The 22,032-nt window shown below is 54.9% G+C and carries 14 protein-coding genes; 10 read left to right on the forward strand and 4 right to left on the reverse strand.

The features are described 5' to 3' along the window. Positions 1-76: 76 nt before the first annotated feature. The 3 genes from ABRZ28_RS04905 to garD all read right to left on the reverse strand — a co-directional run bounded on the left by ABRZ28_RS04905 (position 77) and on the right by garD (position 4,247). Positions 77-418 carry a FlxA-like family protein gene (locus tag ABRZ28_RS04905; protein ID WP_319604527.1) on the reverse strand — a complete coding sequence of 114 codons (342 nt, stop codon included), beginning with the start codon at positions 416-418 and terminating at the stop codon, positions 77-79. A gap of 87 nt (positions 419-505) precedes the next feature. Next, complete coding sequence (locus tag ABRZ28_RS04910; protein WP_319604528.1) at positions 506-2,041, reverse strand: methyl-accepting chemotaxis protein; 1,536 nt, start codon at positions 2,039-2,041, stop codon at positions 506-508. A gap of 631 nt (positions 2,042-2,672) precedes the next feature. Continuing rightward, positions 2,673-4,247: a galactarate dehydratase gene (garD, locus tag ABRZ28_RS04915; RefSeq protein WP_319604529.1), complete on the reverse strand. Its 1,575-nt coding sequence runs from the start codon at positions 4,245-4,247 to the stop codon at positions 2,673-2,675. A 531-nt stretch (positions 4,248-4,778) separates the two neighbouring features. On the opposite strand from garD, the gene ABRZ28_RS04920 reads away from it, so the two are divergent. From ABRZ28_RS04920 to ABRZ28_RS04945, 6 genes are all read left to right on the forward strand, one after another. After that, a complete protein-coding gene (locus tag ABRZ28_RS04920; protein WP_319604530.1) occupies positions 4,779-6,128 on the forward strand; it encodes an MFS transporter in 1,350 nt (449 codons plus the stop codon). 471 nt (positions 6,129-6,599) lie between these two features. Further along, complete coding sequence (locus tag ABRZ28_RS04925) at positions 6,600-7,943, forward strand: enolase C-terminal domain-like protein (RefSeq protein WP_319604531.1); 1,344 nt, start codon at positions 6,600-6,602, stop codon at positions 7,941-7,943. Between the two features lie 35 nt (positions 7,944-7,978). Beyond that, on the forward strand, positions 7,979-9,319 hold the full coding sequence (gene gudD / locus ABRZ28_RS04930) for a glucarate dehydratase (protein WP_319604532.1): 1,341 nt from the start codon (positions 7,979-7,981) through the stop codon (positions 9,317-9,319). A gap of 71 nt (positions 9,320-9,390) precedes the next feature. After that, complete coding sequence (gene garL, locus ABRZ28_RS04935) at positions 9,391-10,161, forward strand: 2-dehydro-3-deoxyglucarate aldolase (protein WP_319604533.1); 771 nt, start codon at positions 9,391-9,393, stop codon at positions 10,159-10,161. Positions 10,162-10,211: 50 nt separating this feature from the next. Continuing rightward, positions 10,212-11,096 carry a 2-hydroxy-3-oxopropionate reductase gene (gene garR, locus ABRZ28_RS04940; RefSeq protein ID WP_319604534.1) on the forward strand — a complete coding sequence of 295 codons (885 nt, stop codon included), beginning with the start codon at positions 10,212-10,214 and terminating at the stop codon, positions 11,094-11,096. A 143-nt stretch (positions 11,097-11,239) separates the two neighbouring features. After that, positions 11,240-12,388, forward strand: a complete 1,149-nt coding sequence (locus ABRZ28_RS04945; RefSeq protein ID WP_319604535.1) for a glycerate kinase — start codon at positions 11,240-11,242, stop codon at positions 12,386-12,388. A 30-nt stretch (positions 12,389-12,418) separates the two neighbouring features. Here the strand turns inward: ABRZ28_RS04945 and barA are convergent, their stop codons facing one another. Then, positions 12,419-15,205 (reverse strand): two-component sensor histidine kinase BarA, encoded by a 2,787-nt coding sequence (barA, locus tag ABRZ28_RS04950; RefSeq protein ID WP_330519634.1) that lies wholly within the window; start codon positions 15,203-15,205, stop codon positions 12,419-12,421. A 108-nt stretch (positions 15,206-15,313) separates the two neighbouring features. On the opposite strand from barA, the gene rlmD reads away from it, so the two are divergent. From rlmD to pyrG, 4 genes are all read left to right on the forward strand, one after another. Continuing rightward, positions 15,314-16,651 carry a 23S rRNA (uracil(1939)-C(5))-methyltransferase RlmD gene (rlmD, locus tag ABRZ28_RS04955; protein ID WP_330519635.1) on the forward strand — a complete coding sequence of 446 codons (1,338 nt, stop codon included), beginning with the start codon at positions 15,314-15,316 and terminating at the stop codon, positions 16,649-16,651. A 74-nt stretch (positions 16,652-16,725) separates the two neighbouring features. After that, entirely contained in the window at positions 16,726-18,957 is a 2,232-nt protein-coding gene (relA, locus tag ABRZ28_RS04960; protein ID WP_319604538.1) for a GTP diphosphokinase, read from the forward strand. Between the two features lie 374 nt (positions 18,958-19,331). Further along, positions 19,332-20,132: a nucleoside triphosphate pyrophosphohydrolase gene (gene mazG, locus ABRZ28_RS04965; RefSeq protein ID WP_330519636.1), complete on the forward strand. Its 801-nt coding sequence runs from the start codon at positions 19,332-19,334 to the stop codon at positions 20,130-20,132. A gap of 261 nt (positions 20,133-20,393) precedes the next feature. Further along, a complete protein-coding gene (gene pyrG, locus ABRZ28_RS04970) occupies positions 20,394-22,031 on the forward strand; it encodes a glutamine hydrolyzing CTP synthase (protein ID WP_319604540.1) in 1,638 nt (545 codons plus the stop codon). Position 22,032: the final 1 nt, after the last annotated feature.

Genomic DNA, 22,032 nt, shown 5'->3' on the forward strand with positions numbered 1-22,032 from the left:
GCCGCCCCTTTGCTGCCGCGCCATTTTTTACTGTCAGTGGTATTTCCGCCGCCTATCCGCATAGCGAATCGCGACATTACACGTAAAGATCGAGCCGGTTATTTCCCGAGGGCGCCGCGACCGTGTCTTGGGCTGCCGACGCGCTGGTGTCCGTTGTCGTCGGCGTAACTTGCTGTCCCTGCTGCAAGGCGGCTATCTGCGACTGGAGCGCGACCAACTGAGCCTGAATAATCTGTTTCTGCTCCTGGATGCTGTTATCGCCACTGGCGGCAGGGACGCTGAGTTGCGACAGCTTATCGTTAAGGTGATTAATGCGTTGATTTAGCTGTGTAACCTGTTGGTCGACATCATTAGCTGTGCTGGATGTTATCGGCGCGATAGCAGAAACTAAAGCCAGAGAATTGGAATAGGTAGACATCGTTTTATCCTCAACGTAAAAATTCCTGATGGCAACCTTATTAGTATCGGTCAAATTTTCCCCAGCTTTAATATTTGGAAATATTAATTAACGTCCATAAACATTAATCGCGCTGTTTAAGCGTTTCGCCTGATTGTTCAAGCCTTCGGCGGTTTCCGTTGATTGCGCCACCATATCCGTATTACGTTGCGTCATCTCCTCGATATGGGCTATCGAGGTATTGATCAATCCCAGCGCCGAGGTTTGCTCTTGGGCGGCATGGCTGATCTCTTTGATCATCGTCGCGACTTGCAGCGCCTCATTCACAATATCGCTGATATGTCTGCCGGCATTTTCCACCCTCTCTTCCCCGGACTTCACGCTTTTAACATTATCGTTAATCAGCGCTTTAATCTCTTTCGCGGCGGATGCCGAATGCTGGGCCAAATTGCGGACTTCCGTCGCCACCACGGCAAATCCCTTGCCTTGCACGCCGGCCCGCGCCGCTTCTACGGCGGCATTCAGAGCCAGGATATTGGTCTGAAAGGCGATGCTGTCGATCACGCTGATGATATCGACGATTTTATTACTGGTCGTGGAAATGGAATCCATCATACCGATGGCTTCTTTCATGATTTCTCCGCCTTTGATGGCCGACCGGCTGGCGGTTTCCGCCATCTGCGTCGCCTGTGCGGCCGTTTCGGAACTCTGCTGTACCGCGGCGGTAATTTGCTCAATGGCCGCCGCCGTCTGTTGCAGGTTGGCGGATGTCTCCTCCGTGCGGGTATTCAGCGCGATATTGTTTTCCGCCAGCCGGTGGCTGACTTCCGTCATGCCTTTTACCTGCGTGCCGACATCATCGACCAGCGAGTGCAGATTGAGCCCGAACTGGTTGACTGCCCGCATCAATAGGCCGATCTCATCAACCCGATTCAGGCGTATGGTTTTTCCTTTACGGCCGGAGACCACATCCTGAGCCTGTTTCAGGATGGTTTTCAGCGGTCGTGCGATCTGCTGTTGCAGGAAAGCGTCCAGCAGCAGAATCAACGGCAGCGTCAGCGCGGCCAGCCATAGCGGATTAATGCCGACCAGCGCGAGTAGCGCGGGAATAATGCCGGCGGTCAGCACCGCCAGACGCAGGCGCCAGCGGACGGATAATTTTTGTAAGAGCGAGAGCGGGGAGAAGATACCGCTTCGAATCACTAATCCTTTATAAAATTTACGTTTCCCGGCCTGCTTTTTCTTCATTGCGGCATAGAGGGGTTCAACCAGTTTGATTTCATCCGCGCTCGGCGTATTGCGCACCGAGATATACCCCGTAAGTTGATTTTGATGATAAACCGGCGTGACGTTCGCTCTAACCCAATAATAATCGCCATTATTGCGCCGGTTTTTTACCAGCCCGGTCCAGCTATCGCCTTGCTTTAAGGTAAACCACATGTCTGCAAATGCTTCGACCGGCATATCCGGGTGACGCACGATATTATGTGGCTGATTGAGTAATTCGGATTCAGAGAAACCACTGACGTTGATAAATGCGGAATTGGCGTAGGTAATATGGCTCTTTGTATCCGTTGTGGACATCAAGATGGTATCCATATCCAACAGATACTCCTGCTGTGTAACAGGCGTATTTAATCTCATCGAAAACCCCAGAATGTGCATACCCATACGGCTTTAAAGCCGCAACGTCGTTTTGGGTATTTTGCTGTGTAAATTAGTCAATATTTCATCGCCATAAGCTGAAATTTCGCCGCTTAATCTGCTGAAATGCATTAAATAAACTTATATTTCCATTATTCACGTTACTATTATGTTGGCGCGTCGTGAAATTTATGGGGAATATATGCCGTTATTGTAATAAAGGCGTCGCTGATTTTTATCGCGCCTTGCTATCCAGACTGCGATCTTTTTTTAAGATCAATGTCGGAATATATTCATCGGCATGTCAAGTATTGTAAATTTATGACGACGGGGATCCTGATGTCAATGCATTCGTTTAATTATTAAAAAATCGGCTGGTGAAAAATCGTTATTACCCGCGCGTGACAGGAAGTGATAAGCATCGGCAGTAAAAACGTCGGCCTGTGTTAAATGAGGCGACCGTTTTTAATTTGTTATCAAAATATTATCTTGGATGTTGCTCATTATGAGGTTTGTGTGGATTATTTGCTCATATATCTAAAGATGATGGCGGTAAAATTGATATTTCACCGGAAAATGAAAATAAGCATTATGGCCGGAATATATCCGGCCATATTATAGGCAATAACAGTCAGGTGACTGGCGCCGGGTTGAAAACGGCCAGCGCGTTATGCAGACCCCATTGATCGGACCAGGTTTTCTTATGACCGCTGGCAATATCCAGAATAAAATGGAAAAGCTGCCAACCCACATCTTCAATGGTTGCTTCGCCGGTGGCGATGGTGCCTGCGTCAATATCCATAAGATCGTACCAGCGATTAGCCAGTTCCGTTCGGGTCGCCATTTTGATGACGGGAACGGCCAGCAAGCCGTAAGGCGTGCCGCGGCCGGTGGTAAACACCTGAACGGTAATGCCGGAAGCCAACTGCTGCGTGCCGCAAACGAAATCGCTGGCTGGCGTTGCGGCATAAATCAGGCCGCGTTTGCTGGGACGCTGTCCCGGAGACAGCACTTCAACGATAGCGCTGGTGCCGGATTTGGCGATAGAACCCAGCGCTTTTTCCACCACGTTAGCCAGCCCGCCTTTTTTGTTGCCCGGCGAGGGATTGGCGCTGCGATCGGTCTGGCCGCTATCGAGGTAATTATCATACCAGGCCATTTCTTCCAGCAGACGTTTGCCAACCTCTTGGTTAATCGCTCTGGGGGTGAGCAGATGAATCGCATCGCGCACTTCGGTCACTTCTGAAAACATCACGGTAGCGCCGCAACGTACCAGCAGATCGGATGCAAAACCCACCGCCGGATTCGCCGTTACGCCGGAGAAGGCATCGCTGCCGCCACACTGCATACCGACCACCAATTCAGAGGCCGGGCAAGTTTCACGCTGGCGTTGGTTCAATTGTTGCAGATGTCGATCGGCCATGGCCAGGATATCATCCACCATTGATTTGAAGCCGATATGATGTTCATCCTGTAAACGGACAATGCTGCTCTCATCGAGTGAAATAGCCTGTACATCAGGCGTTCCTTCCAACAGGCGTTCCGGTTGCAACTTTTCACAACCTAAGCCGACAACCAGGATCTCCCCGCCAAAGTTAGGGTTCAACGCCAGGTTGTGAATGGTGCGGATCGGCACGACCGCCGCCGGCGCATTAATGGCGACGCCGCAGCCATACAGGTGATTCAGCGCGACTACGCCGTCCACATTCGGGTATTTGGGCAGGAGATCGCGTTCAATAATTTTGACCACGTAATCAACCACCCCCGCTACGCAATGGACGCTGGTGGTAATGCCAAGCAGATTTTTCGTGCCGACGCTGCCGTCCGGGTTTCGGTAGCCTGCAAAAGTATAGCCCTCGAGTGGAGGAAGCGCGGCGGGAACGTTGGTTGCCAACGGCAGCGCGTTCAACGCCGGGGGCTGGGGCAGTTCGACCAGGGATTCGTCAATCCAGCTGCCCTGCGGAATATCCTTTAACGCATAGCCAATGATTTCGCCATAGCGGATAATAGGGCCGGATTTGGCAATATTAACCAACGCGACTTTATGTCCCTGAGGGATATGCTCAATTAGTTTCAATCCCGTATCAAATTGCGTGCCGGCGCATAAGCCATCGTTATTAACGACAATGGCGACGTTATCGGATGCATGAACCTTAATATAAAGTGGTCGCTCGATTACCGCATTATTCTTTGATTTATATGACATGATGCAAGCCTTTGTGATTAATATATCACCTATGACATGGGTTTTTATGATTTACGACATCGCTCACTGATCAGTATACGTCAACGCCCGTGGCCTACACATTATGCAATTGAATGAAATGTTATTATTTGACCTCTCGTTTATCGGGCGAATGTACAGCCATTGGTGAGGTCGATCACAATGTTTACGCGTCTGTTTTTTAACGGCTGAGGAAATAAGTCGGTGCTGAATTATGATGAGTAAAATGCTGTTTTCGTGAACCATCTCCCATTATATAGGGCAAATGCACCAATATATCAAAAATGAAATTTTTAATGTTGTGCTTTTCCCTAGTGAGCGGCAGAGAATTAAAAATTATACTCGTACAGCGAGTGAAAGCTGTCTATTAATTATTTCGCTGCTATATAGCCGGGCTATTGGCGAAAAATAAGAACGCGAATTCAATATCCACATATCTTCATTCTGATAACCCTACAATGTCATTTGTTATTCGGAATGAATGAGCTAACCGCGATAAAGCAGGAGTTCATAATGAATACAGTAAGCTCAGCAGCCGGCGCGATGCAAAAGAGAACAAACGCCCGCTACTGGATTGTCGTGATGTTATTTATTGTCACCTCGTTTAACTATGGCGATCGCGCCACGTTGTCCATTGCCGGTTCGGCCATGTCCAAAGAAATTGGTCTTGATGCCGTCGGCATGGGCTATATCTTCTCCGCGTTTTCATGGGCATACGTCATCGGGCAGATCCCGGGCGGCTGGCTGCTGGACAAATTCGGCTCCAAGAAAGTGTATTTCTATAGCATTTTCACCTGGTCGCTTTTTACTTTATTACAGGGGTTTGTCGATCTATTCAGCGGCGCTGGTATTGTTATTTCCTTGTTCCTGCTGCGTTTTATGGTGGGGCTCTGTGAATCGCCCTCCTTCCCGGGGAACAGCCGTATTGTCGCCGCCTGGTTTCCCGCTCAGGAACGGGGTACGGCGGTGGCGATATTTAACTCCGCACAATATTTCGCCACGGTGATTTTTGCCCCGATCATGGGCTGGCTGACCCATGCGGTGGGTTGGGCTCATGTATTCTGGTTTATGGGCGGTCTCGGCATCATTCTCAGCTTTGTCTGGCTGAAAGTGATTCACGATCCGAAAGATCACCCGGGCGTCAATCAGGCTGAGCTTGATTACATTGAAGCGGGCGGCGCGCTGACTAACATGGATGCGCAAGGCGTCAAAAAAACCACAGAAAAAGGTGAAAAATGGCATCAGATTAAGCAGTTGCTGCAATCACGCATGATGATCGGCGTTTACATCGGACAGTATTGCATTAATGCCTTAACCTACTTTTTCATCACCTGGTTCCCGGTTTACCTGGTGCAGGCTCGCGGCATGTCGATCCTTAAGGCCGGATTCGTTGCCTCCGTTCCCGCTATCTGCGGCTTTGTCGGCGGCGTTCTGGGCGGCGTGATTTCTGATTTTCTGATGCGCCGCACCAACTCCCTGACCTTTGCGCGTAAAACCCCCATCGTTCTCGGCATGTTTCTCTCCATGTCGATGGTGATTTGCAACTATGTCGAAACCGAATGGATAGTTGTGGCGGTAATGGCGGCGGCTTTCTTTGGCAAAGGTATCGGCGCATTGGGCTGGGCGGTCATGGCGGATACCGCGCCGAAGGAAATCAGCGGACTCAGCGGCGGTCTGTTTAATATGTTCGGCAACGTTTCGGGAATTGTGACGCCGATCGCCATTGGTTACATCATTGGCATGACGGGCTCTTTCAACGGCGGTCTGATTTATGTCGGTATTCATGCGCTGGTCGCCATCGTTAGTTATCTGTTCATCGTGGGCGAAATAAAACGTATTGAATTAACGCCCTTTAAACAATAACAACCACCTGAGCCGGGTATTTTTACACGAGGATATCCGGCGCCCGATAACGTCATAAATAACGCGCAGTGAATATGTCATCGGCAAGAGATGTTTTCGTGAAATATCTCTCAATAGTTTGGGCTGATGACTTATTTAATCTTTTTTATGCGCTGAAAAACTGGGCGGTTGCACAGTGAGTTAGCAAACGAAAAAAATTATACTTGAGCTGAAGTCGATGGGATGAATTAACGACGAGACGCGTGCCTTAGTCGGTTTTTCCAAAGAATGATCTTAATCATAATCAGCTTGTTATTTTAATATTCCTCTCGTGCCGCCTATTTTTCGGCGAAAAATAGGCAGGCGAAAATAAAGCAGGAAAAGAGTATGAAATCATTGATTGATGTATCCGCTATTCCGCTTATCGAACGGTTATCGCCAGTATCTGAATTAATTCTCCGCCACGCATTTATCTGAAATCAGGAGCAGGTCATGAACAATCATTCTTTTTCATCCTCTCCCGTCATTACCGATATGCAGGTTATTCCGGTTGCCGGGTATGACAGCATGTTGCTGAACATCGGCGGCGCGCACGGGGCTTATTTCACGCGCAATATCGTCATTCTGACCGACAGCGCCGGGCATACCGGGCTCGGCGAAGCGCCGGGCGGCGAAGTGATTTACAACACGCTGCTGGCGGCGATACCGCGCGTCAAAGGCGAACATCTGGCGCGCATGAACCGCCTGGTGCATGACATCCATGTCGGCAACCAATCCTCGGATTTCGATTCGTTCGGCAAAGGCGCCTGGACGTTTGAATTACGGGTCAATGCGGTGGCCGCGCTGGAAGCCGCCTTGCTTGATCTTCAGGGCCAGTTCCTCGGCGTGCCGGTGTCCGAACTGTTGGGGCATGGACAACAGCGTGATGAGGTCACGGTGCTTGGCTATCTGTTCTACATCGGCGATCGCCTGAAAACCGACCTGCCGTACCTGGCGGGCGAAACGGGGAAACATGAGTGGTATCGCCTGCGTCATGAGAAAGCGATGGATAGCGACGCCATCGTTCGTCTGGCCGAAGCGGCCGCCGACCGTTACGGCTTCAAAGATTTCAAACTGAAAGGCGGCGTATTGCCGGGCGAACAGGAAATCGATGCGGTCCGCGCACTGGCAACACGCTTTCCCGATGCCCGCATCACCATCGATCCGAACGGCGCCTGGTTATTGGATGAAGCGGTTCGCCTGTGCAAAGACATGCAGGGCATTCTGGCCTATGCGGAAGATCCCTGCGGCGCGGAACAAGGATTCTCCGGGCGTGAAATCATGGCGGAGTTTCGCCGCGCCACCGGCTTACCGGTGGCAACCAATATGATCGCCACCAACTGGCGTGAAATGAATCACGCCGTGATGTTGCAGGCCGTCGATATTCCGCTGGCCGACCCGCATTTCTGGACGATGCGCGGCGCGGTGCGCGTCGCGCAAATGTGCGATGAGTGGGGGCTGACGTGGGGCTGTCACTCCAATAACCATTTTGATATTTCGCTGGCGATGTTTACGCACGTCGGCGCGGCGGCGCCGGGCAATCCGACCGCCATTGATACGCACTGGATCTGGCAGGAAGGCCAATATCTGACCAAAGATCCGCTACCGATCGTCAATGGCAAAATCAAGGTGCCGGATCGTCCGGGACTGGGAATTGAACTGGATAGGGATCGGGTAATGAAAGCGCATGAATTATATAAAAAATTGCCCAGCGGCGCACGTAATGACGCCGCCGCGATGCAGTACCTGATCCCCGGCTGGACATTCGATCGTAAACGCCCGGTCTTTGGTCGTTAATTATCCGTACCCCTACTTCAATAAGGATAAAAACCATGACTTTGCAACATTCAACACCGGTTATTACCGACATGCAGGTTATCCCCGTCGCCGGGTATGACAGCATGCTGCTGAATCTTAGCGGCGCGCATGCGCCTTACTTTACCCGTAATATCGTGATCCTGAAGGACAACGCCGGTCATACCGGGGTCGGGGAAGTCCCCGGCGGCGAGAAAATACGTCAGACGCTGGAAGACGCCGGCGTATTGGTCATCGGTAAAACGCTTGGCGAGTATAAGAACGTGATGACGGCGGTGCGTAATCAGTTCGCCGATCGCGATGCGGCCGGCCGCGGGTTACAGACGTTTGATTTGCGCACCACGATTCATGTGGTGACGGCGATTGAAGCCGCCATGCTCGACCTGTTGGGCCAGTTCCTGAATGTTTCGGTGGCGTCGCTGCTGGGCGATGGACAACAGCGCGATGCGGTTGAAATGCTGGGTTACCTGTTTTACATCGGCGATCGCAACAAAACCGATCTGCCTTATCAGAGCCAGCCGGATGAAAAATGCGACTGGTATCGTCTGCGCCATGAAGAAGCGCTCACGCCGGAAACCATTGTCCGTTTGGCCGAGGCCTCTTACGAAAAATACGGTTTTAATGATTTCAAACTGAAGGGCGGGGTTCTGGCCGGCAGTGAAGAAGCGGAAGCGGTGACGGCGCTCGCTGAACGTTTCCCTCAGGCGCGGATCACCCTGGATCCCAATGGCGCCTGGTCTCTGGACGAAGCCATCGGTCTGGGCAAACAACTGCGCGGCGTACTGGCGTATGCGGAAGATCCCTGTGGCGCGGAACAGGGGTTCTCCGGGCGTGAAATCATGGCGGAGTTTCGCCGCGCCACCGGTCTGCCGACCGCCACCAACATGATTGCCACCGACTGGCGTCAGATGGGACACACTATTTCGCTACAGTCTGTCGATATCCCGCTGGCAGACCCCCATTTCTGGACGATGAACGGCTCCGTTCGCGTGGCGCAGATGTGTCACGAATGGGGACTGACCTGGGGCTCTCACTCTAATAATCACTTTGATATTTCACTGGCGATGTTCACCCACGTGGCGGCGGCTGCGCCGGGCAAAATCACGGCCATTGATACGCATTGGATCTGGCAGGAAGGCAATCAGCGTTTAACCAAAGCGCCATTACCGATCGTGGGCGGCATGGTCGAGGTGCCGAAGAAGCCGGGACTGGGCATCGAGCTGGATTGGGAGCAGGTGCTGAAAGCGCATGAGCTGTACAAAAACATGGGGCTGGGCGCCCGCAACGACGCGGTGGGGATGCAATATCTCATTCCTGGTTGGGCATTCGACAATAAACGTCCGTGCCTGGTGCGTTAACCGTTTGATTATCTAGCTGTTTAAGGGCGCCGTTTCAGACGAGGCGGCGCCGGACTTGCCGAGGATAAAAAATGAAAACTACGTTGTTGCCTAACCATTTTCGTCAAAATCTACGCCAGGGAAAAAAACTGATTGGCTGCTGGTGCGCGCTGGCAAATCCTATTTCCACCGAAGTGCTGGGGCTGGCGGGGTTTGACTGGCTGGTTCTGGATGGCGAGCACGCGCCGAACGACATCAGTACTTTTATTCCGCAACTCATGGCGCTGCAAGGCAGCCGCAGCGCGCCGGTCGTTCGCCCTCCCTGTAATGAACCGGTGATTATCAAGCGATTGCTGGATATCGGTTTTAATAACTTCCTGATCCCTTTTGTGGAAAGCGAGGAAGAGGCCATCGGCGCCGTCGCGTCGACGCGTTATCCGCCGGCGGGCATCCGCGGCGTTTCCGTCGCGCATCGCAGCAATGCCTATGGCACAGAGCCTGACTATTTCGCCACCATCAACGACAACATCACCGTTCTGGTTCAGATCGAAAGCCGGCAGGGCGTCGACAATCTGGATGCCATCGCCGCCGTTGACGGCGTAGACGGTATTTTTGTCGGACCGGGCGATCTCTCCGCCGCGCTGGGTTATTTAGGCCAGCCCAATCATCCTGAGGTTCAGCGCGTCATCCGCCATATCTTTGAACGCGCCGCCGCCCACGGCAAGCCTGCCGGCATTCTGGCGCCGGTCGAGGCCGACGCCCGTCGCTACCTGGAATGGGGCGCGAGCTTTGTGGCGGTAGGCAGCGATTTAGGCCTGTTTCGTAGCGCGACTCAGGCGCTGAACGACAAATTTAAGCAGTGATGTCAGCGCTAATGCGCGTGGTCAATACACCGGACAATGGGGTTATCACAATGAAAATTGGTTTTATCGGACTGGGCATTATGGGAAAACCGATGAGTAAAAATCTGCTGAAGGCAGGTTATTCATTGGTCGTGATGGACCGTAACAGCGCGGCCGTCGCGGAGGTGGTCGCCGCCGGCGCGGAGCCGGCCGCGCTGCCGAAACAGGTGGCGGAACAGTGCGACATCATTATCACCATGTTGCCGAACTCTCCGCAGGTAAAAGAGGTGGTGCTGGGCGAGGGCGGGGTGATAGAGGGCGTCCGCGCCGGCGGCGTGGTGATTGATATGAGTTCGATTGCGCCGCTGGCCAGTCGCGAAATCGCCGCGGCATTGGCGGAAAAAGAGATCGGCATGCTGGATGCGCCCGTCAGCGGCGGCGAACCGAAAGCGATTGACGGCACGCTGTCCGTGATGGTCGGCGGCGATAAAGCGCTGTTCGAGCGCTGTTTCGACATCATGAAAACGATGGCCGGTTCGGTGGTGCATACCGGCGATATCGGCGCGGGCAATGTCACCAAACTGGCGAATCAGGTGATTGTGGCGCTGAATATCGCCGCCATGTCGGAAGCGCTGACGCTGGCGACCAAAGCCGGCGTCAACCCGGAGTTGGTTTATCAGGCGATTCGCGGCGGCCTGGCGGGCAGCACGGTGCTGGACGCCAAAACGCCGATGGTGCTGGATCGTAACTTCAAACCGGGTTTCCGCATCGATTTGCACATTAAGGATTTGGCCAACGCGCTGGATACTTCACACGGCGTCGGCGCGCAGCTGCCGTTGACCGCCGCGGTGATGGAAATGATGCAGGCGTTGAAAGCGGACGGTCTGGGTACGGCCGATCACAGCGCATTGGCTTGCTATTATGAAAAATTGGCTAAAGTTGAAATAACGCGGTAGACATTACGCATTACGTGATGATTGTCGCCGCGGCGTACATTGTGGTATGCCGCGGCGGTCGTCGGGGTAATCATTCTGATAAACGCCGGTTCAGCAGTGCGGACTATTGATGCAATCGGATCGTTTATGAAATCGGATCGTTTATGAAAATAGTTATCGCACCGGATTCTTATAAAGAAAGTCTGTCGGCGCAAGACGTCGCCACGCAAATTGAGCTGGGGTTTCTTGATGTGTTTCCCCATGCCTGCTACGTCAAATTGCCGGTTGCCGATGGCGGCGAAGGCACCGTTGAGGCGATGGTGGCGGCTACCGGCGGAAAGCGGGTCAATGTTCAGGTCACCGGGCCGTTAGGCGATAACATCGAGGCGTTTTTTGGCCTGTCGGGCGATGAAAAAACGGCGTTTATTGAAATGGCCGCCGCCAGCGGTCTGGAGCAGGTTCCGACACATCGGCGCAATCCGTTGCTGACCACCAGCTACGGCACGGGCGAGCTGATTCGCTGCGCGCTGGATCATGGCGTCAAGCATTGCATCATCGGCATCGGCGGCAGCGCCACCAATGATGGCGGCGCGGGCATGGCGCAGGCGCTGGGCGCGAAGCTGCTGGATGCCTCCGGCGAGCAGATCGGTTTCGGCGGCGGCAAGCTTGATCAACTGGCCAGTATTGATATCGGCGAGCTGGATGCGCGCATAAAAACCTGTCGTTTTGAAGTCGCGTGCGATGTCACCAATCCGTTGACCGGTAAGCAAGGCGCGTCGGCGATTTTCGGCCCGCAAAAAGGGGCGACCGACCAGATGATTGAACAGTTGGATAACGCCCTCAGGCATTATGCGGCGGTCATCCGCCGTGATTTGGATACCGACGTCGAACGGGTTCCCGGCGCGGGCGCGGCGGGGGGAATGGGCGCCGCGTTACTGGCGTTTTGCGCCGCCGATTTGCGCCAGGGGATCGAGATCGTCACTGAAGCGCTGGGGCTGGATGCGCTGGTGCGGGACGCGTCGTTGGTGATTACCGGCGAAGGGCGCATCGATAGCCAGACGATCCACGGCAAAGTGCCGATTGGCGTCGCCAGAGTGGCCAAACGCTACCATATACCGGTCATCGGTATCGCCGGCAGCCTGACCGCGGATGTCGGGGTGGTGCATGAACACGGTCTGGATGCGGTATTCAGCGTGCTGTACAACATCTGTTCGCTGGAAGACGCGCTGGATAACGCGGCGGACAATGTACGCATGACGGCGCGCAATATCGCCGCCACCATCAAACTGGCGCAGGGATTGCCGGATGACTGAGGCGCGAGGCGGACGCGGTCATAAGGCCCGTCAGGCCTGCTGAACCGCGCTCGGGTTTAGGTGCGCCGCCGCCGCCTTGCCGACATTATCGATTTCATCCAGCAGTTCCAGCCATTCCGGCTCCAGTTCGCCGGCATCGATCCCTTTGCGCAACTGCTGTTCCAGATAACAGCAGATTTGCTTCAGGCGCGGCACCCCGCTGTAGCTGCAACTGCCGTGCAGTTTGTGGATCAGATCGAGGATGTTATCGCTCGGTTGGCCATTCATCATGTTTTCAACCTGTTGGCTGACCTCCGGCAGAAAGTCCAGCAGCATCTGGAGCAGTTCGCGCGCCAGTTCCGGCTTATTGGCCGCCTGCCGTTGCGCCAGCGTCCAGTCCAGGGAGCATGGGCTATCCTGTGGTTCATCCGCGGGCGCGGGCGCCGCTTTCATATTCATATGGGAATAGCGGGACAGCACTTTGTTCAGCATCTGCTCGTCAATCGGTTTTGCCAGATAATCATCCATCCCCGCCTGGAGCATATGGTCGCGCTCATCGCCCATGGTATGGGCGGTCACGGCGATAATCGGCGTTTCCGCGTGATGAGGAAGCTGGCGGATTAACTCACTGGTGCGGATGCCGTCCATCCCCGGCATCTGAATATCCATCAGGATGATATGAATATCCTGCTCTCTGGCCTGGTGGATGGCTTCCGCGCCGTTTTCGCACAGAATGACTTTCTCGACCTGTTCTTCCAGCAGCGTGCCGATCAATTTCAGGTTGGCCGGGTTATCGTCCACCGCCATCACGCACAGCGCCAGCCGTTCGGTCGTTGCCTGCGGCGGTTGCGCCGCCTTGATGTCTTCCGGCAGAAAAGGCAGCTCGATAAACGGGTTGTCTTGCAGCAGCGGCAGCAGCCGGGGCGCGGAGATCGGTTTGCTCAGGCAGGCGTGAACGCCGAACAATTTCAGCTGTTCCGCATCCATTTGCGCGAGGCTGGGCAGCGCCAATATCACGCAGGGCGCGCGTCGGCAAACGTCTCGCAGCTTGGGCGTATAGTCGAGCAGCGTGTTGCGGTAGTGAACCGGAATGCCCAGCAGCAGGATATCGAAAGGCGTATCGGGGAGTTGTTCCAGCGTGGCGCTGTAGCTGACCGTCAGCGGCGTTTGACTGAGAATATCCAGCGTCGCCTGCGCCGCCGCCGGATTGGATTCGATATACGCCAGGGTTTTGCCTTGCAGCATCCGGTACATATTGTGCGCCGGCGCGGCGTGGGGGTTCAACGGCAGGCTGATATGGAACCAGAAGGTGGAACCTTTATTCAACTGACTGTGAAAGCTGATATCGCCGCCCATCTCTTTGATCAGCCGCTGGGTGATCACCAGGCCCAGCCCGGTTCCCCCGTGGCGTCGCGAGATACTGGTGTCGGCCTGGCGGAAAGCCTGAAACAGATGCGACTGCTGCCGTTCCGCAATGCCGATGCCGGTATCGCGGATTTGAATTTCCAACTGAACGTGATGCTGTTCCTGTCGGCGTTTTTCCACCCGGATATCAATGTTGCCCTGCTCGGTAAACTTGATGGCGTTCCCCAGCAGGTTGGTGATGATTTGCTGGAGCCGCATCGGATCGCCGACGAATTGTTCCGGCACGTCGTTTTGAATATCGAGGGTGAGCTCCAGCCCTTTTTCGTGCGCGGTGTGAGCCAGCAGCATGACCACTTCGTCCAGCGTGTTATGCAACGAGAAGGGGATATTTTCCAGTACCAGCTTGCCGGCCTCCAGTTTGGAGAAATCCAGCACGTCATTAATGATATTCAGCAGGTTGTTGGCGGAACGTTCGATGGTCAGCAGGTAGTCGGTTTGCGTCGGATTCAGCGAGGTTTTCAACGTCTGGCGGGTAAAACCGATGACGCCGTTGAGCGGCGTTCTTAATTCGTGCGACATATTGGCCAAAAACTCGGACTTGATGCGCGCCGCTTCCTGCGCCCGTTTTTTCGCCAGATCCAGCTCCACGTTCTGGATCTCCATCTGTTCAAGCGTTTCCCGCAGATCGTAAGTGGCCTGATCGATGTTCTGCTGCATCTCTTCGTGATAGGCGGTCAACGACATGGCCATTGAGTTGATGCCGTTTTTCAGCATATCCAGCTCGCCCAGCATGTGGCCCTCAACCCGGCTGTCCAGCTGTCCGCGGCGGATGCGGTCGACCGTTTCCACCATGTTGCGGATTGGCGCGGTGACGTCCCGCATCAGACGATAGGCAAACAGAAAGGCCACGCCCATGCAAAGCAGCAGCAGCAGACCGGCGATCAGCATTTCCTGATATTGCTGAAGTTTGAGGGCGTTGATATCCAGCTCGACCGCCAGATAGGCGATGGGTTTCATGACGCCGGGCCGCGCCGGCCTGGCGTCATGGGTGAATTCGCTATCCGCCATGATGGGCATATGCAGGATCAGTAAGTCGCCGGTATGGTAGAGGTGCAGCACGCCGTAATCGTGCGCCTCTTCCGCCAGGTGTTCAGACACCGCTTCATGGCGAATATTGGTCGTGACGATCAGCCGATCCTGCGCGTCGAAAATGCTGATGGCCCTGATGACGTCGGAATGGCGGCGGTGCAGGGTATTGATCAGCGGCTGAAGCGTATCTAATTGATTTTTCGTAATAGCATAAGCGCTGGCGACCGCCAGCGGCTCAATAATACTGGCTCCCGTGTCGGCCAATTGCGACTGCAATTGGTTATAGCGGGTGATGCCGAAAAAAATACTGAGCAACAGCCCGATTAATAATGTCGGCGCTAAAACCAGTATTAACATGCGCGCACGCAGACTGTATTTGGTCATGGGGCTCCAATGTGGGAGAATTCAGCCTTACCCGGTATCTTGACATCAATTGGGTATCAATAAACATTCAGCTTAAAAATTAGGGTTTTTATAAACCAATTGTAAATTATGGCGCAATTCTACTCTCCAAACCGGCGCGTGACGACCCGGCAAATAATAACCGTCGCGGTAGATTCCCTTGACCCGTTTGGTCAGGGGGTGGCTCGCCATCAGGGTAAAACCATTTTCGTCACCGGCGCGTTGCCGGGAGAGCGGGCGGAAGTGCAACTGACGGACGAAAAGCGCCAGTTTGCGCATGCTAAACTTAAACGTTTACTGACGCGCAGCCCGCAACGTGTGGCGCCGCGCTGTCCGCACTTTAACGTCTGCGGCGGTTGCCAGCAGCAACATGCCGATATTGCGTTACAGCAGGGCAGCAAATCATCGGCGCTGGCGCGTCTGATGGCGCGGGAAACGGGGGCGTCCGCAATCGTCGGCGATCCTATTTGCGGGCCGGCGTACGCATACCGGCGACGCGCGCGGCTTGCGTTATACTATCAGGCGAAACAGCAACGCCTGCTGATGGGATATCGTCAGGCCGGATCGCATGATTTGGCCGATGTCCGAACCTGCCCGATATTACGGCCGGAGCTGGACGCGCTGTTGGCGCCGTTGCGCGATTGCCTGGCCGGCTTGCAGGCGGTGAAACGCCTGGGACACGTTGAACTGGTGCTGGCCGATAACGGTCCGTTGCTGGTATTACGCCATCTCGATCCGCTGAGCGCCGCTGATGGTCAGGCATTACGCGACTTTGCGCAGCGGCATGCGGTGTCTGTCTATCTGGCGGCGGATGCGCAATCCCTGATTTGCCTGCACGGCGAAGCGCCGGTCTACCGCGTCGCAGGGCTTACGCTGGCGTTCAGTCCGCGGGATTTTATTCAGGTCAATGATTCGGTCAATCAGCAAATGGTCGCTCAGGCGTTGGCCTGGCTGGATATTCAGCCCGAGGACCGGATATTGGACCTGTTCTGCGGGATGGGAAATTTCACCCTCCCAATGGCGCAGCGGGCGGCCGGCGTTGTCGGCGTGGAAGGCGTGGCGGCGTTAGTGGAAAAAGGGCGCGAGAACGCCCGGCGCAACGGCCTGGCGAATGTCACCTTTTTTCACCAAAATCTTGAGGATGACGTTACGCGACAGCCCTGGGCCGCTCAGGGTTTTGATAAAATATTACTCGATCCGGCGCGTGCCGGCGCCGCGGGCGTCATGGCACAGATTGTCAGGCTGTCTCCCCGGCGTGTGGTGTATGTTTCCTGTAACCCGACCACGCTGGCGCGCGACAGTAAAATATTACTCGCGGCCGGTTATCGGCTGGCGAATGTTACTATGTTGGATATGTTTCCACATACCGGACATCTTGAATCGATGGCGTTGTTTTTGCGCGATTCCGGTGAGGCGGATACCCCATAGATTTCGAAACGCAGGCAGGCGGCCGACGCTTCTGCAATTTGAAAAAAGATGAAGGGTATAAGTAGGGAGAAATTATGGTTGCGGTAAGAAGTGCGCATTTGAATACGGCTGGCGAATTCGTAGCTGACGCGTGGATTGCTTCGCTTGGAATAACCAGTCAGCAGTCGTGTGAACGTTTAGCCGAAACCTTGCGTTACTGTGAACAACAAACCCAGGATCATCCCGATGCCATGCTGCTGCTGTGGCGGGGGATCGAGATGGTCGAAATTCTGTCCACGCTGAGCATGGACAATGACAGCATGCGCGCGGCGCTGCTGTTCCCGCTCGCCAACGCCAATGTCGTGGATGAAGCCACGCTGGGCGAAACGTTTGGCAAAAACATCGCCGATCTGGTGCATGGCGTGCGCGATATGGATGCGATTCGCCAGCTCAAAGCCACCCAGACGGACTCCGTCGCCTCCGAGCAGGTCGATAACATCCGCCGTATGCTGCTGGCGATGGTGGAGGATTTTCGCTGCGTCGTGATCAAGCTGGCGGAGCGCATCGCCCACCTGCGCGAAGTGAAGGACGCCCCGGAAGAAGAACGGGTGCTGGCGGCGAAAGAGTGTACCAATATTTATGCGCCGCTCGCCAACCGGCTGGGGATCGGGCAGCTCAAATGGGAGTTGGAAGACTTCTGTTTCCGCTATCTGCATCCGGAAGAGTACAAACGCATTGCGACGCTGCTGCATGAGCGCCGCATCGATCGCGAACAGTACATCGACGATTTCGTGAAAACGCTGCGCGCCGCCATGAAGGAAGAAGGGGTGCAGGCGGAGATCTACGGTCGCCCCAAACACATCTACAGCATCTGGCGCAAGATGCAGAAAAAATCGCTGTCGTTTGACGAACTGTTCGACGTGCGCGCGGTGCGGATTGTGGTGGAGCGCTTGCAGGATTGCTACGGCGCGCTGGGGATTGTGCATACCCATTATCGGCATCTGCCGGACGAGTTTGACGACTACGTCGCCAACCCGAAACCGAACGGCTACCAGTCCATTCATACGGTGGTGCTGGGGCCGAAAGGCAAAACGCTCGAAATCCAGATCCGCACCCGGCAGATGCATGAAGATGCCGAGCTGGGCGTGGCGGCGCACTGGAAATATAAAGAAGGCACGGTGGCCGGCGGTCGCGCGGGTTACGAGGGGCGGATCGCCTGGCTGCGTAAGCTGATCGCCTGGCAGGAAGAGATGGCGGATTCGGACGAAGTGCTGGATGAAGTGCGCAGTCAGGTGTTCGACGATCGGGTTTACGTCTTTACGCCGAAAGGCGACGTGGTCGATCTGCCCGCCGGCTCGACGCCGCTGGATTTCGCCTACCATATTCACAGCGATATCGGCCATCGTTGCATCGGCGCCAAAATCGGCGGCCGCATCGTGCCGTTCACCTACCAGCTACAGATGGGCGATCAGATAGAAGTGATCACCCAGAAACAGCCAAACCCCAGTCGCGACTGGCTGAATCCCAATCTGGGCTACATCACCACCAGCCGCGGGCGTTCTAAAATTCATAACTGGTTCCGCAAGCAGGATCGCGACAAGAACATTCTGGCCGGGCGTCAGATCCTGGACGATGAGTTGGAGCATCTGGGGATCGGTCTGAAAACGGCGGAGAAACTGCTGTTGCCGCGTTATAACGTCAATTCGCTGGATGAACTGCTGGCGGCGATTGGCGGCGGGGATATTCGCCTTAATCAGATGGTGAATTTCCTGCAATCCCAGCTTAAGCAACCCAGCGCGGAAGAGCAGGATCGTGAAGCGCTGCGTCAGCTGACGCAGAAATCCCAGCCGCCGGCGCCGCGCAACAAGGATAACGGGCGCGTCGTGGTGGAGGGCGTCGGCAACCTGATGCACCATATCGCCCGTTGCTGCCAGCCGATCCCCGGCGACGATATCACCGGGTTTATCACCCGCGGACGGGGGATCTCCATCCACCGTTCGGACTGCGAGCAGTTGGAAGAACTGCGTAGTCATGCGCCGGAACGCATTGTCGACGCGGTGTGGGGCGAAAGTTATTCCAGCGGCTATTCGCTGGTGGTGAGGGTGACGGCCAACGATCGCAGCGGTTTACTGCGCGATATCACCACCATTCTGGCGAACGAAAAAGTCAATGTGCTGGGGGTATCCAGCCGCAGCGACACCCGGCAGCAGTTGGCCACCATCGATATGGACATCGAGATTTATAACTTGCAGGTGCTGGGACGCGTGCTGGCTAAGCTCAACCAACTGCCGGATGTGATCGACGCCCGCCGCCAGCAGGGGGGATAAATGGGGGGTTGTTTTTTTGGCTTTTCAAACCGTAGGTGATAAAAATCGTGTTTATGTTGGTGCGGTGGAGGGTTTCGTGCGTGTTGAGTGACGTAGTTTTTTGTGGCACCACCGCCACGCCCGACTGAGGGATGCTCAATCGCCGCATCCCTCAGAACCCAGGCTTTGGGCGGGAATTGTGCCGCTGCGCGGTTCCTTCGGTGTCCATGCCCGCTTACCGAGCCGCCAGTGACGCGTCCATGCGGCTCACTCGGCGGTCACGCTCACCTCAGCACAATTTTTTACGCCCGGAACAACAAAACGGTGAAATATTCTGGCTTCCTTGCCGTTGTTATTAACTTAGTTCGGGCACAGCCCTCATCATTAGGAACACTATGACTTCACCCGCTATTGAGCGCCTGCTCGCCATTATGAAAACCCTGCGCGATCCGCAGAACGGCTGTCCGTGGGATCGCAAACAGACGTTTGACACCATCGCCCCCTACACGTTGGAAGAGACTTACGAAGTGCTGGACGCCATCAGCCGTAAAGACTTTGACGACCTGCGCGGCGAGTTGGGCGACCTGCTGTTCCAGGTGGTATTTTACGCGCAAATGGCGCAGGAACAGGGGCTGTTTGATTTTTCCGACGTTTGCGACGCCATCAGCGACAAGCTGGAACGCCGTCATCCGCACATTTTCGCCGATGCGGCGACGCCGGCGGACAGTAAAGCCGCGCTGGCAAGTTGGGAGCAGACCAAAGCGCAGGAAAGGTCTGAAAAAGATCGTCACTCGCTGGTGGATGATATTCCCGATGCGCTGCCGGCGTTAATGAAAGCGCAAAAAATTCAGCAGCGCTGCGCCGCCGTCGGTTTTGACTGGAACAGCCTGGGGCCGGTCGTCGACAAAGTTTACGAAGAAATTGATGAAGTGCTGCATGAAGCCCGGCAGGCCGTCATTGATGAAGAAAAACTGGGTGAGGAAATCGGCGATTTACTGTTTGCGACCGTCAATCTTTCGCGTCATCTGGGGCATAAGGCCGAGCGCGCCTTGCAAGAGGCCAATCGCAAATTCTGCCGCCGTTTCCGTCAGGTGGAACAGATTATCAGCCAAGCCGGCGGCACCCTGGATCAAGCGACGCTGGAACAGATGGAAGCGGCGTGGCAACAGGTGAAAAACCTGGAAAAACAAGGGTGAGCGCAATCATTCGAACGACTGGCGAACGTTCCCCGTCCCTGCGCCTTCGCAATGAAACCCCCGGCCAGACCGACGTGCCGGCAACGACGGCGGAAAGCCCGAACGCCGCCCGCCGGTCGGACATAGGCCGTTTACGCCTCCGCGCCGTCGCGCTTGCCGCGACGGGCAAAACGAACAATTGTGGCGCCCGGCAGGTTCCGGTATACTACTTTCCCGTCTTGGTCTTTCCATCGTCTTTAAACCTAAACTCTCAGGTTCAGCATGACAACTAATTATATTTTTGTGACCGGCGGGGTCGTATCCTCTCTGGGTAAAGGCATTGCCGCAGCCTCTCTGGCGGCTATTCTCGAAGCCCGTGGCCTCAACGTTACCATCATGAAACTGGACCCGTATATCAACGTGGATCCGGGGACGATGAGCCCGACTCAGCACGGTGAAGTGTTCGTCACCGAAGATGGGGCGGAAACCGATCTCGATCTGGGCCACTACGAGCGCTTCATCCGCACCAAAATGTCTCGCCGTAATAACTTCACCACCGGCCGCATCTACTCCGACGTTCTGCGTAAAGAGCGCCGGGGCGACTATCTGGGCGCGACGATTCAGGTTATCCCGCATATCACCAATGCGATTAAAGAGCGTATCCTGGAAGGCGGCGAAGGGCATGACGTGGTGCTGGTTGAAATCGGCGGCACCGTCGGCGATATCGAATCCCTGCCGTTCCTGGAAGCGATTCGTCAGATGGCGGTTGAAGTGGGCCGTGAGCATACGTTGTTTATGCACCTGACGCTGGTGCCTTACCTGGCCGCCGCCGGTGAGGTAAAAACCAAGCCAACGCAGCACTCGGTAAAAGAGCTGCTTTCCATCGGTATTCAGCCCGACGTTCTTATCTGCCGTTCCGACCGTACCGTCCCGGCCAATGAGCGGGCAAAGATTGCTTTATTCTGTAATGTACCGGAAAAAGCGGTAATCTCCCTTAAAGACATTGATTCCATTTATAAAATCCCGGCGCTATTGAAATCTCAGGGCCTGGACGATTATATTTGTAAACGATTCAGCTTGAACTGTCAGGAAGCGAACCTGTCAGAGTGGGAACAGGTGGTGTACGAAGAAGCCAATCCGGGCGGCGAAGTGACCATCGGGATGATCGGCAAATACGTGGCGTTGCCTGACGCCTATAAGTCCGTCATTGAAGCGCTGAAACACGGCGGCTTGAAAAATCGCCTGACGGTGAACATCAAGCTTATCGACTCGCAGGATGTGGAAACCCGCGGCGTCGATATTCTGAAAGATTTGGACGCTATCCTGATCCCCGGCGGATTCGGCTATCGTGGCGTTGAAGGTAAGGTGATGGCGGCGCGTTACGCCCGTGAAAACAATGTCCCTTACCTGGGCATTTGTCTTGGCATGCAGGTCGCATTAATGGAATTTGCCCGCGACGTCGTCGGTATGGAAGGGGCGAATTCGACGGAGTTTGTGCCAGACTGTAAGTACCCGGTGATTGCGCTCATTACGGAATGGCGTGATGAAGACGGCAATATCGAAGTTCGTAGTGAAGATAGCGACCTGGGCGGCACCATGCGCGTCGGCGGACAGCAATGTCATCTGGCCGAAGGCAGCCTGGTGCGGCAACTCTACGGTGAACCGACGATCATCGAACGTCACCGTCATCGTTATGAAGTCAACAACATGTTGTTGAAACAGATTGAAGCGGCGGGATTGCGCGTAGCCGGTCTCTCCGCCGATCGCAAGCTGGTGGAGATCATTGAATTACCCGATCATCCATGGTTCGTGGCCTGTCAGTTCCACCCGGAATTCACATCGACGCCGCGTGATGGACATCCATTGTTTGCTGGCTTTGTAAAAGCCGCTGGCGCGTATCAAAAGCGTCAGGTGAAGTAAG

Origin of the sequence: Brenneria sp. g21c3 (genome assembly GCF_040240345.1) — a bacterium.
GTDB lineage: Bacteria > Pseudomonadota > Gammaproteobacteria > Enterobacterales > Enterobacteriaceae > Brenneria.